The sequence below is a fragment of the Spirulina sp. CS-785/01 genome, assembly GCF_028330525.1.
Classification (GTDB): domain Bacteria; phylum Cyanobacteriota; class Cyanobacteriia; order Cyanobacteriales; family Spirulinaceae; genus JAQMSD01.
In genome coordinates, this window is record NZ_JAQMSD010000234.1 from 1 (window position 1) to 16,917 (window position 16,917).

13 protein-coding genes and 1 pseudogene are annotated in these 16,917 nt (G+C 46.5%); 7 read left to right on the forward strand and 7 right to left on the reverse strand.

Features of this window, described 5'->3' with window-relative positions; genetic code table 11:
- Window positions 1-138 precede the first annotated feature (138 nt).
- On the forward strand, window positions 139-753 hold the full coding sequence (locus PN462_RS15225; protein WP_272129481.1) for a response regulator: 615 nt from the start codon (window positions 139-141) through the stop codon (window positions 751-753).
- A gap of 165 nt (window positions 754-918) precedes the next feature.
- On the opposite strand, the gene hrcA is transcribed toward PN462_RS15225, so the two are convergent.
- The gene (hrcA, locus tag PN462_RS15230; RefSeq protein WP_272129483.1) at window positions 919-1,980 is read right to left on the reverse strand and encodes a heat-inducible transcriptional repressor HrcA; all 1,062 of its coding nucleotides are present in this window, start codon (window positions 1,978-1,980) and stop codon (window positions 919-921) included.
- A gap of 90 nt (window positions 1,981-2,070) precedes the next feature.
- Window positions 2,071-2,424 carry a rhodanese-like domain-containing protein gene (locus tag PN462_RS15235; protein WP_272129485.1) on the reverse strand — a complete coding sequence of 118 codons (354 nt, stop codon included), beginning with the start codon at window positions 2,422-2,424 and terminating at the stop codon, window positions 2,071-2,073.
- Between the two features lie 172 nt (window positions 2,425-2,596).
- Here PN462_RS15235 and PN462_RS15240 point away from each other — a divergent pair, with 172 nt between their 5' ends.
- The 3 genes from PN462_RS15240 to PN462_RS15250 all read left to right on the forward strand — a co-directional run bounded on the left by PN462_RS15240 (window position 2,597) and on the right by PN462_RS15250 (window position 7,192).
- The gene (locus tag PN462_RS15240; protein ID WP_272129487.1) at window positions 2,597-4,243 is read left to right on the forward strand and encodes a DUF3352 domain-containing protein; all 1,647 of its coding nucleotides are present in this window, start codon (window positions 2,597-2,599) and stop codon (window positions 4,241-4,243) included.
- Between the two features lie 753 nt (window positions 4,244-4,996).
- Entirely contained in the window at window positions 4,997-5,812 is an 816-nt protein-coding gene (locus tag PN462_RS15245; RefSeq protein WP_272129489.1) for a GUN4 domain-containing protein, read from the forward strand.
- 69 nt (window positions 5,813-5,881) lie between these two features.
- A complete protein-coding gene (locus PN462_RS15250; RefSeq protein ID WP_272129491.1) occupies window positions 5,882-7,192 on the forward strand; it encodes an aspartate aminotransferase family protein in 1,311 nt (436 codons plus the stop codon).
- A 134-nt stretch (window positions 7,193-7,326) separates the two neighbouring features.
- Here the strand turns inward: PN462_RS15250 and PN462_RS15255 are convergent, their stop codons facing one another.
- The 3 genes from PN462_RS15255 to PN462_RS15265 all read right to left on the reverse strand — a co-directional run bounded on the left by PN462_RS15255 (window position 7,327) and on the right by PN462_RS15265 (window position 11,031).
- Window positions 7,327-7,935 carry a rhomboid family intramembrane serine protease gene (locus tag PN462_RS15255; RefSeq protein WP_272129493.1) on the reverse strand — a complete coding sequence of 203 codons (609 nt, stop codon included), beginning with the start codon at window positions 7,933-7,935 and terminating at the stop codon, window positions 7,327-7,329.
- Window positions 7,936-7,996: 61 nt separating this feature from the next.
- A complete protein-coding gene (locus PN462_RS15260; RefSeq protein ID WP_272129495.1) occupies window positions 7,997-9,874 on the reverse strand; it encodes a sensor histidine kinase in 1,878 nt (625 codons plus the stop codon).
- A 245-nt stretch (window positions 9,875-10,119) separates the two neighbouring features.
- Window positions 10,120-11,031: a TIGR04168 family protein gene (locus PN462_RS15265; RefSeq protein WP_443029188.1), complete on the reverse strand. Its 912-nt coding sequence runs from the start codon at window positions 11,029-11,031 to the stop codon at window positions 10,120-10,122.
- A gap of 367 nt (window positions 11,032-11,398) precedes the next feature.
- Between PN462_RS15265 and PN462_RS15270 the strand changes: the two genes are divergently transcribed.
- Entirely contained in the window at window positions 11,399-12,169 is a 771-nt protein-coding gene (locus tag PN462_RS15270) for a DUF6920 family protein (RefSeq protein WP_272129499.1), read from the forward strand.
- A gap of 8 nt (window positions 12,170-12,177) precedes the next feature.
- On the forward strand, window positions 12,178-13,101 hold the full coding sequence (locus PN462_RS15275) for an RluA family pseudouridine synthase (protein WP_272129502.1): 924 nt from the start codon (window positions 12,178-12,180) through the stop codon (window positions 13,099-13,101).
- A 67-nt stretch (window positions 13,102-13,168) separates the two neighbouring features.
- Here PN462_RS15275 and proX read toward each other — a convergent pair whose 3' ends face one another.
- Window positions 13,169-14,152, reverse strand: coding sequence for a glycine betaine/L-proline ABC transporter substrate-binding protein ProX (proX, locus tag PN462_RS15280; RefSeq protein WP_272129504.1), 984 nt, complete (start codon window positions 14,150-14,152; stop codon window positions 13,169-13,171).
- 206 nt (window positions 14,153-14,358) lie between these two features.
- The gene (locus PN462_RS15285) at window positions 14,359-16,491 is read right to left on the reverse strand and encodes an inverse autotransporter beta domain-containing protein (RefSeq protein WP_272129505.1); all 2,133 of its coding nucleotides are present in this window, start codon (window positions 16,489-16,491) and stop codon (window positions 14,359-14,361) included.
- A 210-nt stretch (window positions 16,492-16,701) separates the two neighbouring features.
- Between PN462_RS15285 and PN462_RS15290 the strand changes: the two are divergent.
- Window positions 16,702-16,917: pseudogene (locus PN462_RS15290) on the forward strand (Uma2 family endonuclease); the annotation flags it as partial.

Genomic DNA, 16,917 nt, shown 5'->3' on the forward strand with positions numbered 1-16,917 from the left:
TGAAAATAGTGCCGTTTTGATCAAACGGATTGCTATTGAGTCAGTTGCGGTGGGCAGTCGTAACTCTAAAACGCTTCCTTCCTTGAAACTAATTCTGGGATGAGAAGAATCCCGCGTCTTTCAGCGCGGGAGATGTCAATGGTGGATGATAAGGAAGTTAATTTACAAATTTTAGAGCAAGTGCTTGCTCCTTTGGGGTTTGACTTGGTGCAAGCGATGAATGGGAGGGAGGGATTAGAACAAGCGAAAACGGCTAATCCTGATCTAATTATTACGGATTTAAAGATGCCGGAAATGGACGGGTTTGCGATGACTCAAAGGTTGCGCAATTCACCGGAGCAAGAGGTAATTATTATTGCGTCTTCTGCGAGTGTGTCGGAAGAAGATAAAATGAAGGCGATTACTGAAGGGTGTAATGATTTTCTTCCTAAACCTGTAGAAATTGATAAGTTATTATCCTGTTTACAGAAATATTTAAAGTTAGAATGGGTTTATGAGAAAACGGAAACGAAGCTCACGGAAAGAGAAGACGTGACCGCAGCATTTATTCCTCCTCCTGATGAGTCTTTACGGTTACTCTATGAGGCAGTAAAAATTGGCGATTTTGAAGCGATAGAAAACCAAGCTGAGGCGATTAAACAACGCGACTCTCAATATACAATATTTTGCGATCGCATCTTACAACTCACCTCAGAATTTGATGAAACGGGACTCACTAAGTTATTACAAGAATATTTAGGAATTGCGGAATAAAGGGTTAGATAAGCATTTAACTAAGCTAAAACACTTTTAAACTGAGTTTCTTCAAGTGAGCCAAAAATACTCTAATCTCTGGTTTCTTGTTGCCTGTTCCCTGTTCCCTGTTCCCTTGCCTTACAAGCGAATAAACACTATTTCAGCAGACCCTAATTACCCTAATTAACTGAGGGTTTCGGAAAGATAGTCCGCCGTTGCTTCTACCATCGCAATGGCATTTTCATATAACATCCGCGTCGGTCCGAGTAACCCCACACTTCCGACGGGGACATCCCCTTTACGATAGTTGGCCGTAATGAGAGTACAGACATTTAACGCTTCTAGATCATTTTCCGTCCCAATTCTTACGACTACCCGTTTCGAGTCTCCTTGAGAGTCGGGGAGTTCAAAAATTAACGGAAACAATTGTTCTTGTTCTTTTTCTAACAACTGCATCAACATTTGAACCTGTTGCAGTTGAGAAAATTCTGGTTGACGGAGAGCTTCGGAGATACCCCGAATGAGAATGGGGGCATAAGAATGCGATCGCTGCCTTAATTCCTGTAAAATACCCCGCAGAAACTCCGCATAATTATTAAACTCTCGGTCTAATTCTCCCCAGTCCAAACAATTCAACGTCATTAACGACTCTCCCCGTAATTTTTGATTTAAAAAATTCGAGAGAATCTGTAATTCCCGTTGCCAAGATTCCTCATCCACATCCGGCAAAAGCTGATCTTCCGGGAATTCCAACACCACGGACTGGGTATAATAAGAATCTGTCACCATTACCAACATAACTTGTTGTCGGGTGAGGGGAACTAACTGTAAATGATACAAACGACTCTTACTATTTTGGGGAATTGTTACTAGGGCAATATGACCACTGACTGTGGACAAAATTTGCGCGGCACGCTGTAATAAACTCTCTAAACTCCCCGTCCCCCAATCTAAATTCTGAGTATATAAATTGAGCAATTGTTCACCAAAAGATTCATCGGGAGTCATTAATTGATCCACATAAGTCCGATATCCAGAGTCGGACGGAATGCGGCCTGCGGAGGTATAGGGTTGATATAATAACCCCACTTTCTCCAACCGACCCATTGCATTCCTAATCGTCGCAGGACTAACCGAGAGGTCGTATTCCTGCATTAAAGTTTTTGAACCAACGGGTTCTGCTGTGGCCACATAATGACGAATTGTAGCCGAGAGAATCTGTTGATAACGTTCACTCAATTCCATATTTATATTGGTTGTTTGTTATTGGTTATTTGTTATTGGTTATTGGTTATTTGTTGTGGGTTCAACTCCCTAATTATCCATTATAAACCCCTAATATAACGGAACAGAGGAATCTACTTGTTGAGAATAGGCATCAATACCACCCTTGATATTTTTAACATTGGTGAAACCTTGCGATCGTAACCATTGGCACATTTGCGCGGACCGCATCCCATGATGACACATCACCCAAGTTTCCTTCTCCGAGTCCAACTGATCATGAATCGCTCCCGACCATTGCTCAAACTGACTCAAGGGGAGTACCGTAAACTCAGGAATATTCGCCATTTGGACTTCTTGGGGTTCTCGGACATCAATTAACTGAACCTCCTGGGTGGGTTGCTGTAAGTAGGTCCCAACGGTTTCAACGGAAATTTCTGGAATGGGTTCTTGATAAGGATTCATCGCGTTTCTTAAACAGTTTAATCATTAAGCAGATTTTGTTTATGTTTATCATAAATTAGGCTCAAGAGCTTCTGTCGGAGTAGGGAAACCGACTAAATTTCCCTAGTCTTTGCCCGGTCATCCCAGAAACCTGATATGGTAATGTCATGGGTTGGTTACAGTAATCCGTTTTATGACGCTGCGCTCTTTTTTCTTGGCTTTACTCGCTTTTGTGGTGGTTTGTCTCTCGATCGCAGGGGGAGGAGTTACTTGGGTTTTGGCCCAAAGTCCTCTCAACTTGCAGGATGGAGGGGTACAGAAAACCCCCACTGCGGCCATGTTTGTCCCAAAACAGTCTCCGGCCATGGTGTCGTTGTTGGTAAACCCCAGTCGCTTGGAAGCATTGTTACAGGCCCAAGTGTCTCTGGGCCAACGGAAAGCGACTCGTCAGGAGGTTCAAGAGATTAAGTCCGGGTTGTTGGGGAATACGAAACTCCGGTACAACAAGGATATTTTGCCTTGGTTAGGGGAAGAAATCACCGTGGCCGTAACTTCTTTGGATTATGACCGCAATCCCGAAAATGGGCAACAACCGGGCTATTTGTTGATCGCTGCGGCCAAGGATGGGGAGTATGCGCGGGAGTTTCTCCAGTTGTTTTACTCGAAAACTGCCATTGCGGGAGAAGCGGATTTAGTTTTTGAACAGTATAAAGGGGTAAATCTCATTTATCGCCGTTTGCGGGAGAGTGGTGAAACGCCCTTGGCCAGTGCGGTGGTGGGGGATCGTTATGTGCTATTTGCCAACAGTCCCAAGGTGTTACGGGATGCGGTGAATAATGTGCAAGTCCCCGATTTGAATTTAGAGCATTTTGGCGGTTATCAACAAGCCTTAGAGACCATTGAATCCCCTCGTGTTGGGGTGGCTTATATTAATTTACTGTCGGTGGCCAAAGCCTTTGAAACGAATCCGACTGAACCTGTTCCTACTGTCACCCTGTCTTTTCAGTTGTCGGAGCAGGGATTGGTGGCCGATAGTGCCTTGTCGGGGGTGGTAAACCCGGAAGCGACGCAGCCCCGTTTAACTGCGCCTGTGGGGGCGTTGAGTTATTTACCGCCTAAAAGTATCTTGACGGCTTCTGGATTGGATTTAAAGGGCTTCTGGGGGCAAATCCTGACCCGTTTCGGGGAGGAGAGTCCGGTGACGGGGTTATTTGAAGGCGCGATCGCCAAATTAGAAAGCAACTGGAATCTTGACCTCCCCCAAGAGATTTTTGCCTGGGTGGAGGGAGAATACGCCCTCTCCCTCGTGCCAAAATATGGCAGTGGCCAACCGGACTGGGTATTTGTGGCCCAGAATAGTGGGGATTCGGTAGAGGATGCGATCGCGCATTTAGATGATCTGGCCGAGGAACAAGAATTAAGTGTCGGGACTCTTGCCCTAGGAGACCAAAACGTGAAAGTCTGGACTAAACTGGCCGCCAACACCGGGCGAGTGGATGCCAATGTGAAAGGGGTTCACACGCAAGTCGGAGACTATGAACTTCTCTCTAGTTCCCTGGATGCGGTGGAAACGGTGTTGAATCCTAAAATGGATTCTCTCCTAGAAAGTCAGCAATTTCAAAACGCGATCAGTCCCCTCCCCCAACCCAACCACGGTTACTTATACATCGACTGGACTCAATGCCGTCCCCTCCTAGAACAACAATTCCCCGCCCTCCGCGTCCTCGACTACGCCGCCAAACCCCTATTAGATCGTCTCGACTCCCTCACCCTCACCAGTCAAGGCAGCGAAAACGGAGTCAGTCGCGCTACAGCATTATTACAAATCGCCATAGATTAATCGGGGTAATGAGTAAGAGCTTAGAAACCAGGTTTCTGAACTAACGTTGGCTGTTAACCTCGCTAAAAGGGCGAAAGAAACCCGGTTTCTCGCTTTCCTCAACCACAAACCCCAAAAAAACCACAAAAAAACTACTCCTTTAAAGGAGTAGCTTTTCAAATTGCTCAGAAATTTAATGAAAATACAGAAACACTCCTCAAGTGCTTCTGTGCATGAAATACAACTGCCTCTGAATCCTCCTTGGGAGGAAAGACAGAAAAAGAGAGACGCGACAATTGCGTACCTCTTTATCAAGGATGTTAAGCAGGATCAAAAACAGGCCATTTAAAAATAAGCAGTATCATCAACAACTTAGAAATACTCTCCAAAAGAATTTGAGTAAAACTCTGCATTAGGGGGACTCTAAGTTAGTTTCGACCTCGCTTAAAACATCTAAACAGAGCGTAGCCGCTTGAGAAAGCGATCTCCGCAGATGAGTGACAACCTTTCCACTACTTGAACTCAAACCCTCAGAAAAGTGGCTGAGAAGTTGAGGTATCAGTGTGTTGAAGTGTTGTTCTTGTTGGTTTAGCATAATAGCGCGTCTTAATGGCGACGCTTATTGTCTCCTTAGAAAACTACATCGGACATTACGTATTGTAACATACTGGCCAATAGTGCCAGTGTACTGCAATACACTTTTGAGATTCTGTGATCAGTCTAAGCATAAGCTACCCTAGAATCAAACCATGCAAGGATTAATCGGAAACCATCATGCCTCAATGTCCCGTGTGTCAAGCTCTCTATGATGAGACTCAGACAAAATATTGTACGCATTGCGGTTGGAGTTTAGTGGACATCTCACCCATCGTCTTAGAACAGTTACCCGAAGAGTATCAAGAGAGTCTCCATGCTCGCCTCAAATGGGCGCAACGCACATGGGCTAAGGTGCAAGCGGCACAACATTCCCTCCAGTCTCAGTTCAACAAAGGAACAAGAGAACGCGCTGAACTCAAAGAACTCCTGTTATCTCTCAACGAGAAACTAGACTCCCATGAACCCTCCCTCAGTGGGGTGAGGAGTCAAGCTGACCCCCAAAAAGCAGCAGCGAAACCCGTTGTGGACTTTAGCAAGTTACAGAAATATCTGGAAGCGGAAAAATGGCAAGAGGCCGACTGGGAAAGTGCCAAAATTATGCTAAAAGCCGTAGAGCGAGAAAAGCAAGGCTATCTTATTCCCGCCAACCTTGACAAATTCCCCTGTCAAATTTTAGAAAAAATTAATCGTTTTTGGCTGACGGCCAGTCGAGGGCGGTTCAGTCTCAGCTACCAAAAGCAACTGTACACCAGTCTAGGAGGGACTCGTTTTCTCCATCCCCCCATTTGGCGCAAATTTGCCCAACAGATGGGTTGGTATGCCGAGGGACGTTGGTTACAGTATGACGAATTAGACTTTAGCCTAGATGCGCCTGTAGGTCATTTACCTGTGTTAGGGGATAGTGTGGTCTGGTTTGTCGGCGGATGGAGTGGCGGCGGTAACGGCTTTGCGGCCTTAGCCTCTCGGATCAATAAATGTAAGGTGGGGGATTAGTTCACAATGAACAATGAACAATGAATAATTAACTATCTACCCATTACCTATTACCCATTACCAAAAAAAATGACCTTATCACTTGATGCGTTTTGGATGCCGTTTACGGATAATCGGCGGTTTAAGGCCAATCCTCGTTTGCTGGCTTCGGCGGAGGGGATGTACTATTTTCGACCCGATGGGGGCAAAATATTAGATGCAACGGCGGGGTTGTGGTGTGTGAATGCGGGCCATTGTCACCCGAAAATTGTGGAGGCCGTGCAGAAACAAGTGGCCCAGTTGGACTATGCCCCCCCGTTTCGGATGGGTCATCCGGGGGTGTTTGAATTGTCTCAACGTCTTACGGAGTTTATTCCGGGGGACTTTGATCATGTGTTTTTCGGGAATTCTGGGTCCGAGGCGGTGGAGTCGGCGTTAAAAATTGCGATCGCATACCATAGAGTCCGAGGAGAAGCCTCTCGTCAGCGTCTCATTGGCCGCGAAAGAGGATATCACGGAGTTGGGTTTGGCGGTATCTCAGTCGGAGGGATAGCCAACAACCGCAAATATTTTGGCAGTTTATTACCAGGAGTCGATCATCTCCCCCATACACACAACTTAGACCACAATGCCTTTACCCGTGGCCAACCGCAATGGGGGGCCCATTTAGCCGATGAATTAGAAAAATTGGTCAAACTCCATGATCCCTCAACCATCGCAGCAGTTATTGTTGAACCTGTTGCCGGATCAACCGGGGTTTTAATTCCCCCTGTCGGCTATTTACAACGGTTACGGGAGATTTGTGACCAATACGGCATTTTACTCATTTTTGATGAAGTGATCACCGGATTTGGTCGTTTGGGGACGACAACGGCCAGTGAATATTTTGGAGTCATGCCTGATCTTATTACCTTTGCCAAAGGGTTAAGTAATGCGACTGTCCCCATGGGGGCTGTTTTAACCCGTCGAGGGATTTATGATGGGTTTATGGAGGCGGCCTCAGACGGTGCGATCGAGTTATTCCACGGTTATACTTATTCTGGCCATCCCCTCGCCTCTGCCGCAGCGTTGGCCACCTTGGAGGTTTATGAAAAAGAAGGACTCTTTGCAAATGCCCAAAACTTAGCCACTTATTGGGAAGAAAAAGTCCACGAGTTGAAAGGTTTACCCCATGTCATCGACTTACGCAATATTGGGTTAGTGGCAGGAATCGAATTAGAATCAATACCAGGGAAAGTCGGTGCAAGGGGAACAGACTGTTTACAACGCTGTTTTGAAAAAGGCTTACTCATCCGAGTCACCGCCGACATTATCGCCCTTTCCCCCCCATTAATCCTCAACAAATCCCAAATTGACGAAATCTTCGCTATTTTAAGCGAAGTGATCACTGAAATTGATTAGTTGGTTGTTTGTTGTTGGTTGGAGAAACCGGGTTTCTATCTAAAGTTATCGTGTTTAGCCTAAATTTTACACAGAAACCCGGTTTCTTAGCTTCAGTTACCAATAACCAATTACCAATAACCAATTACCAATAATTAACTATCCCTTGATTCCCGTTTGGCTTTACCAATGGAACGAGCAGCAATTGCACCGCCAATTAAACCAAATAAATGTCCCTGCCAAGACACTCCCGGTTGAGAAGGTAAAACCCCCCAAATGACACTCCCATAAAAAATAAAAACCAGAATTGACAGTAAAATAGAGGCGAAATTGCGCTCAAAATAGCCCCGGAATAGTAAAAAGCCCAAATAGCCATAAATTAAACTACTCGCCCCGATATGGACGGCCATTTGTCCCGATGGATCAGCCCCAAATAGCCATGTTCCCACCCCGGAAATGATGATCACAAAGGTGGTGACAATGAAAAAATCCTTCACTTCTTGCAACATCACCAACCACCCCAAGACAATAAAAGGAATAGTATTGGCGATTAAATGTTGCCATCCACCGTGTAAGAAAGGCGCGAAGATAATTCCCCGTAAGCCGATGAGCTTATGGGGAATAATGCCGTAATAATCAAGCTGGTGGTCAAAAATCGTGGCATCGAGAATTTCCACTATCCAGAAAATGGCCACAAATGTGCCAAGAATTCTAAACTGAGTGGCCAATTCTCCGGCGATGTTGGTGTCCTTGGGTTGTGTCATAGTTAGGCTAAAAAGTTTGTCCCTCTCTTTAAGGTAACAAGAGAAAGGGAATCAATTCCGCTTATCTTGCTAAAGCAGGTTGCACCAGTTGTAAAATCTTGGCTTCCTCAAACTCACTGGCCAGACGGATAATTTCTTCTGCAAAGGAACTATAGTCTTGATCTTGTTGTTTCAGTAACTTGGCCTCTGCTTCGATTTTTTCGATATCTCCGATGCGGGCCGCTTGATAAAGGGGAGTGAGGAATTGCGGAGAGGGAACAACCCAATTGGGGGAGGAGGAAGAAGGGGTGAAACTGGACGCACAAGCGGGTTGGGCGGTCATTTTGGTGATGGGTAAGGTGAGGGTGAAGGCGAAGCAACTCCCCTGTTGCGGTTGACTGGTGATGTTGAGGGATGTTCCCATGGCTTCTAAAATATGGCGAACTTGGGTTAACCCTAACCCTAGTCCTTGGGGTTTGTGACTGAAAGAATGGAGTTGTTCAAAGGGAAGAAAGATGGTGTCTCGATCTTCGGGATGAATGCCTGTTCCAGTGTCTTGGACTTGAAATTCGAGGGTGAGGGTGTCGGGGGGGGAGTGGGGGTTAATGGGGGTTAAGGGGTTAATGCTGAGGGTGACTGTTCCTTGGGGGGTGAATTTACGGGCATTATCTAACAAGTTTAAGACTACTTGCCGCAGGTTTTGGCTATCGACTTGTACATGGAGGGGGAGGGAGTCGGGGGTTTCGATGTTAAAGGTTAACCCTTTATATTCAATGGGGGTTTTGGCAGTGGTGATAATGTCTTGTAAGAGGGTGGGGAGGTAGGTTTCTTGGGGGTTGAGGGTGACTCCTTCTTGTTCTTGTTTGGCGACGGTTAAGAGGGTTTCGATTAATTGGAGGAGTTGTTGACTACAGTTTTGCAGGTTGTCGAGGGTGTCTTGATGGGGTTTGAGGTCGGGCGATCGCTGCAAGGTCTGAACATACCCTAAAATGCCATTGAGGGGGGTTCTTAGTTCGTGGTTAATATTGGCCAAAAAGTTCCGTTTGGCCGACTCTACGGTGGGGTGAGAGGGGTTGAGGGGTTGGGGTGGGGTTTGGGGTTGAGGGTTGAGACTTTTGTGATAAATATTTTGCCGAAAATCTGGGTCTAAGCAAGCGGTGCGGACGCTTTCCCAGACGGAGTAGGTTTGTTGTTGTACGGTTTGGCAATAGTCGCGCAGTTGCGGGGGTAAGTTGGCGACATAGAGGGCAAGTTTTTGCTGTAAGCTGACGGTAATGTGGAGTTCTTGGAGTTGGGTTTGCAGGTTCAGCAGTTGTTGTAACCAGGATTGAATCCCCTCTACATAGTCTTCGGTGAGGAGATGTGCTTGTTTACAGGTTTGTTCGATTTGGTGTTGCAGTTGCGCGATGGCCTTGGGTTGGGTGAGGAAGGTATCCCAGTCCATCCCCCAACTGGGATGGGTAAAGAGGGGAATTAAATGTTGATAGACTAACTCCGGCAATAGGGTTTGCATGGGTAACTGAGACTGGGCCGTGTATTGGGGGGAGTTTAACCAGTCTTGATAGGCCCGTTTACAGCGATGATAGGGAGCTTGTTTTAATTCTTGAGTAATTTTACTCCGTAAACTTTGTTGTTTTTTGAGGAGTTTCTGTAAGAAGGGATGTTGAGCAGAAAGTCCCCCTTTTTGTAAGAGGGTAATTTGTCGCTCTAGTTTGGTGTATTTAGCGAGACGACGTTGGAGTTTTTCGAGGGGAGTGGACTGAATACCCTGGGGTAATTGTAACGCGATCGCAAAAGTCGTTTGCGTCACTAACAACCGAGATAGCTGACGATACATCTTCTGAAATGATGTGCTATTCGGGTGTTTTAAGGATTTGTTTTCTTGCTGTAAAAAGGAGTAATATGCGTCATTCAGTAGCTGATGAGCATGATCCCCTACAGCAATCGTGGGGTTAGCCATAATCAATACCGCAGGATAATGGATAATGTGATGTCTTTATCGTGAAGTCTCAAGAATTCTGTTCTCTATAAACATTTTACTGACTTTTTTTTAATCAAACCTTAACTTTAGTGAATCTACACATAATTCAGGCTAATTCGTAAAACTTCAGAGAAAGCACGGAGACTTAATCAAGTGATCTTTGCAATTAGGAGGCAAAAAGATCACCCATTCCCCATTCCCCATTCCCCATTCCCCATTCCCCATTACCCATACTCCATCACCCTCTCTGGAGTAGAGTAGAGCGTTTCTTGGGAGGCCACCTGATACTCCTCATCCACCCAAATTAAACTTGCATCCGTCACCTGGCCTTCCGTTAACGTCACCCGTGAGAAATTGCGGAGACGTTGGCCATGGCGAATCATCACACGGGGAACACTAGCCGCATTGAGATAGACTGTACCGTGAGCATCAGTATTAATGCGCGTGCGGAGACGGGTTTGGGTGTGACGGAGACGGTGGTGCATATGGCCAAAGGTGACAAGAGGGATCGTTTTCTGAGGCCGGAGTTGCGCGATCGCATCTGCCAAATCCGGATCCCCAAAATCCCCTCCTAGAGGATTCCAATCCCGTCCACAAGTATCCTCCGGTGCATCCCCCAACCCAAACGGCCCATTATGTCCTAAAAATAACACCGTCCGAGACTCCGCTTCTCGTCCGGCTTGCACAATTTTATCCGTCGATTCCTGAAAATTCTTAATCCCGTAACGCTGGTGATAAAACTGGGGATTTTTCCAATCCTGTCCTCCCCAACTAAACGGACGACTTCCCACCACCGACACCCCCAACTGGGGAAAATCTCGCCACCCATATCCCACATGAGCATCCCCCAAAAGGTCTAACTGTTGCTGTACACGGTCTTCTACCCTATGATCATAAGGAGACTTCTTCCGTCCCCAAGGAGAAGCCGTAAACCAAGCATCATGATTCCCCAGAATCACCGCATAGGGAATATCAAGCATCGCAATATCGCGCACCACCTCCACTGCTTCATTGCCAAAATCTCCCACAAACAAGACTAAATCAATCCCTAAATGCTCTAACGCAAAGCGGTCCTCCGCTTCCCACTGATCATGGACATCTCCTACAATTGCGATCGAAACTTGCTGACCTATCATCATTACTCCCAACAGACTCCATTTTTTAGGATAATCTTATTTGGGGGAATTGCGGAATCAGTAAGCAGCATCCGAAGACAGGAGGCAGTGGTTTGCGCTCCGCGCACACTACGTGAACGGCAAGCTCACCAACCGGGCAGAGGGCAGATGTTGGCATAAGGAGGAAGTTAACCTCACAAGAAGGTAAGAAACTAATCACAGCAAGGCTTTTAGCAAACTTTCAACGATTTTTAGTTTCACCGAGAGTAATCAGTAAGCAGTAAGCAGTAGTGTATCTCCCCCAACTCTCCTAACTCCCTCTCTCTGTATCTTCTGTGTCTCTGGGGTTCAAATCTCAACTAAAAACTACCAACTACAAACTAAAACAATGACCATAAAAACACAATACTCAAAAGACAAAAAAACAATATTAGAACAAAGCAAAGAAATCTCAGAAAACTTCATTGAACCCGCCAAAATAGACAGCTTACCCGAACCCCTCTCTCGATATTTTCACTATGTCTTACCCGAACAAAAACGCCCCATCAACTGGGTTAAAATCGAACAAACAGGCTGGTTTCGCACCGACCCCAAGCAAAACTGGAAACCCCTTAAAGGAGAAGAATATTTAACTGCCGACCCACCCAGCTTACTATGGTTAGCAAAAATCAAATTCTTACCCTTCTTAAACATCACCGTCAAAGACACCTACTTAAACGGAAAAGGTCATGTTTGGGGACAAATTCTCCCTAAAATTAACGTCGTAAACATGGAAGGCGAAAACATCAACCAAGGCGCATTAATACGCTGTATCGCCGAAATGGTCTGGTGTCCCACCGCCCTTTTCCCCAGTCATTATTTAAAATGGGAAGCCATTGACGAGAATTCCGCCCAAGCCATTATTACCCATCAAGGCATAGAAACCCAAGCCCAATTTTTCATTAACTCCACCGGACAAATTACCGAAATCAGAGCGCGACGCTATAAAGACGACACCCTACAACCTTGGAGTGGAAAATGTCGTGGCTATCAAGACTATGATGGCATAAAACTCCCCACCGATCTCGAAGCCGTTTGGAATCTTCCCAACGGAGACTTTAGTTACGCCAAACTCCAAGTCACCAACATTGAATTTAATCGTACAAGTCCCGAATCTTAATATTAGCAATGCAAGTCCAAGTTACCAGCCCAAAAGAGCGACTCGATCGCTACCTCGCCCAAACCCTTCCCCAGTTTACTCGGTCTCGCCTACAAAAACTCATTGAACAGGGAAACATCACCCACAATGGGAAAATTTGCACCGCCAAAAAAACCCCCGTCCAACAGGGAGATACCCTAGAAATTACCATCCCCCCCACTCAACCCCTCGGCCTCATTCCCGAAAATATCCCCTTGGATATTCTCTACGAAGATGACGCATTAATAATCCTCAACAAACCCGCAGGACTGGTGGTGCATCCCTCCCCTGGCCATCCCCAGGGAACATTAGTCAATGCACTCTTATACCATTGTGATCAATTAGCGGGCATTGGGGGAGTAGAGCGACCGGGAATCGTCCACCGTCTTGATAAAGATACCACAGGGGCCATCATGGTAGCCAAAACCGATATTGCCCATCAGACGCTCCAAAAACAGATACAGGATAAAACCGCCCAACGGGAGTATTTAGGCATCGTCTATGGGTCGCCAGATGCCTCTGAGGGGACAATTAACGCCCCCATCGGTCGTCATCCCGTGGACAGGAAAAAACAGGCTATCGTAGAGAAAGGGGGACGAGTAGCCATCACCCATTGGCACATCCGCGAACGTTTAGGCAATTATACCCTAATGCAGTTTCGCCTAGAAACGGGACGCACCCATCAAATTCGGGTGCATACGGCCTCAATGAATCATCCCATTGTAGGAGATAAAGAATACGGGCCTAAAAAACAATCATTAGGAGTAAATGTAACCGGACAAGTCTTACACGCTTATAAACTAGGGTTATATCATCCCGTCAGTGGAGAGAAGTTAGAAGTCACTGCACCCCCTCCAGCAGAGTTTGAGACGTTACTGAGAGTCTTACGGAGGAGATATAGCAGTAAACAGTAATCAGTAACCAGTTGTTACTTCCCATCTCCCCCATCTCCCCCATCTCCTCCATCTCCTCCATCTCCCCTTACTGCCGCAATTGTGCTTCCTCCACCCAACTGTTAAACTGTTGTTGATTCTCCTGAACCCACTCCGCTGCGTGTTGGCGAATTTGTTCTGGGGTGTTCTCTCCCTGCTTCATGCGTAAGTTTTGCTGACTGACATCTGCTAGGGGAACATTCACCAACTCAAACCACCGCTTCGCATCGGGATGTTCCTCTAAAAAATCTCGATTGGCTAATACCCCAATTTGGTTGGCCGCAAACCCTAAGTTTTTTCCCTCTACAGTTGCAGTATTCTCTCCAGTATTATCCGATGAAACAGCTAACCAAGTGACATCTTCTTGGGGTCGTAACACTTCACTGACCCAAAGGGGAGTCCAAGTATAATAGAGAATAGGTTGGCCTTCTTCATAACGGTCAATGGCCGTTTCAATGAGAGCAAAATAATTCCCTTGGTCATGTTCTACGGTCTCCCGTAGATTATACGCATCGAGGTGCTTTTCAATTTCCTCCGCACATCCCCATCCGGGGTTACATCCCACTAAATTGGCTTTTCCATCTCCATCTGTATCAAATACTTGGGCTAGTTGGGGGTCTTGGAGTTGGGTTAAACTGGTGATATTGTAACGTTGTGCGGTTTCTTGGTCGATGAGATACCCCTGTCGCGCATCTGCCACCACAACGCCGACTCGTTCCATCGTTTCAGTCCCCCCATTATTCTGAAAATAGTTATTGTGGAGGGGTTGCCAATGACTGGCGGTAAAATCGAGATAATGACTTGCGATCGCTTCGTGAATAATATCGTATTCCAACTCAGACCCCGCAATCACATTATAGCCTAATTCCTCCAATCCCAAATTGACAATTTCCGTTTGAAATAACTCCTCCAACGTCCCATAGGCCGGACGAACCACCACAGTCTGGGAGGAAGGAGAGGACGACCGACACCCCACTAACCCCAAGGTTAACACCAATGTGGTAAAGCAATGAAAGAGTGTTGTTTTGGTCATTTTCTTTGTTATTTGTTGTTTGTGAACAAGGGAACAGTAAACAGTAAACAGTAAACAGTAATCAGTAACCAGTTGTTATACGGAATCCGATTACTACAGGAGTAATTCCTTATTGAGAAAATCCTGACATATCTAGCTCGTAATTGAAATTAAATCTTCTGATTAAACCGGATTCCGTATTACTTCCCATCTCCCCCATCTCCCCATTAAGGGCAAGACCGAGGTTGACCTGTTGGTGTTCCTTCTATCGTATCAAACCCCGTATTATTCACCGTGACCCGATTGAAGTCCACAAAATTAAGAATTGATCCCCCAGTCACAGACACCTCCACATCTCCCGACACCCCATTCACCGCACCTAAATCTAAATTCGTATTGCCACTCACCTCTGCAATGCAAAGATCATCCCCAGTATCTAGAGTAATCGCAGCAACACTTGACCGTCGCGCCTGTCGAATCGTATTATTCACCACAATAACCTCACTCACCGTCCCCCCGTTATCCGTCTCCACACTAATAGCAGAAGATTGATTCCCAGAAGTCGCTACAGTATTATTCGACACGATAAAATTCCGCAACGTGCCACCAATGGCCACAGGGGCAATTCCTCCCGCAATATTTCCCGATGTGGAAACCCGATTCCCAGATACCGTGATATCTCGTACAATGCCCCCAGGAGACGCAGAAATCACAATCCCTGTTCCTTGATCTCCTGACGTAGTAACCCTATTCCCAGAGATCACCAGATTACTGAGAATGCCCCCATTTTCAGCACTCCCACTAATGCCATCCCCATCAAAATCCAGCGTCGTTACTGTATTATCGGTGATCACTGCATTTGTCACCCGTTCCCCCTCGGCCCGGAGAAAAATCCCCTCCGCATTAAAACTCCCCAACACTCCTCTCGTGGTAATTTGATTTCGATCAATGCGAAAATTACTCACATTGGGGGCATAAACCCCTATGGCTTGGTCAGTTTCAATGCCAAACCCCGACAAAATGGCATTATTGCCCATACTCACCATCGTATTAAACCCTTCCCCCGTGGCCACCGTTGTCCCATTGAGACGCGGCAAAACTCCAGTCCCTGAACCCGGTAACTGAGTGGGGCCAAAATCCAGTAAATTTAGAACTTGGGGAACTCCCGTCGAAAGGACACGCACATTATTAGGAATCGTAAACCCATCTAACCCCGGATTGCTTCCCGCATCCACATAAACCACATCATTACCCGTTGTTTCTGCCAAGGCCACCGCATCTGTCACCTCTCCCACGGGACGTTCAAACGTGCCATTTCCCCCCGTTATCCCCCCTGTGACATGAAGAAACCGCCAAGGATGTCCAGTGGCAGGATTCCTCGCCACAATATTATCCTGTTGCGTAATGGTGTCCTCTTGTTGCCGATTAAGCATCAATGTATCTCGACGGCGGACGGGTTGCCCCAGTCGGGTTAGGATAGATTCGGCTAGGGTTTCCTCTTGTTTCCGGGGTGGCCGTCCGCCCAAGGTGGCCGCCACTTGTACCGTGAGATTTGTGCCAAAATTCCTATCGGAGGAGACTGCAAGGCCAACCCGATACACTTCATTTAATTCCGCCAATAATCGCCCATGGATGCCTAAATAAGTCCCATTACTGGGGAGATCAAAATAGTATGTGCCAAGATAAGCGTAGAGACTGCCCTGATTCCAGTCTAGTAGCCGATATCCTCCTTCGAGATCAACGCCTAACGCGGATGCTTCAAAGGTGCGGGTTTGTTGACGGAAAGTGGAAAAGAGGAGTTGATTCCCCTGAAAGCGCAAGTTAGAAATAATCGGCCCTGTGTCGGCAAAATCAACCTGTCTTCGTCTCTCCCCCAAGGGGAGATAACTATTCAGTCGCGCTTCCCAATTTTCGCCTAAGATTTCCCCCCCTAGGCCAATTTGTTGGAAGGTTTCGTTAAATTGGGTTTCTCGGAGATCATAGCCAATATAGCCCCCCCACACTAGATTATTCTCCTCTTGGTGTTGGCGGTAGCCGAAGCGGAGATTGCCCCCCACTTCGTTTTCAGCAAATAAATTTAAACGGCCTTCCCCAAAAAAGGTGCGGGTGGGGGTTTGTGCCAAGGGAAAGAATCCGTGTAGGCTACTAAAAGAACTGCTGTAACCTACTCCTGGCCCAGTGTCGAGGTGAATGGTGATGCGGGGTTGCAAGAGTGAGACGGGTTGGGTTTGTAATTCACTGACTGGGGTGGAGTCAGAGGGGTTGGGGTTGGCATTTGCGCCTGATGCCCCATAGATGCTCCCTCCAGCGATACAGCCTAAAAGTAGCCACCCTAGCTTATTTTTGCGGTTAATTGCCATAAAATCCCCTGATTATTGACTATGTTTAGGGATTTTACTGTGACTGGGGGAATTTTCAATTTTTGACGGTTGGTGGAGCGAAGGAGCGACTCTGGCTGAATTAGAATGCGATGAGTCGCTAAATGATCCTTTCTCCTTGACAAGAGTTGAGGATTGAACCATTTTGTATAATGGGGTCAAATGTATTGACTTCCTGCTAGAAGTGAAGCCATGATCCAACAACTCAACCCCCCATCTCTCGAAGAAAAGCTCCTTTATCCCGATAGTGACGGTAAACCTTTGGCGGACAATACGATTCAATTACGGTTAATTTTCAAGATTAAAGGGGGTCTTGATGCACTGTTTAAAGACCGAGAGGATGTGTTCGTGGCCGCAGATTTGTTATGGTATCCTGTGCCACTAACCCCAGAGGAAATTCGCGCTCAA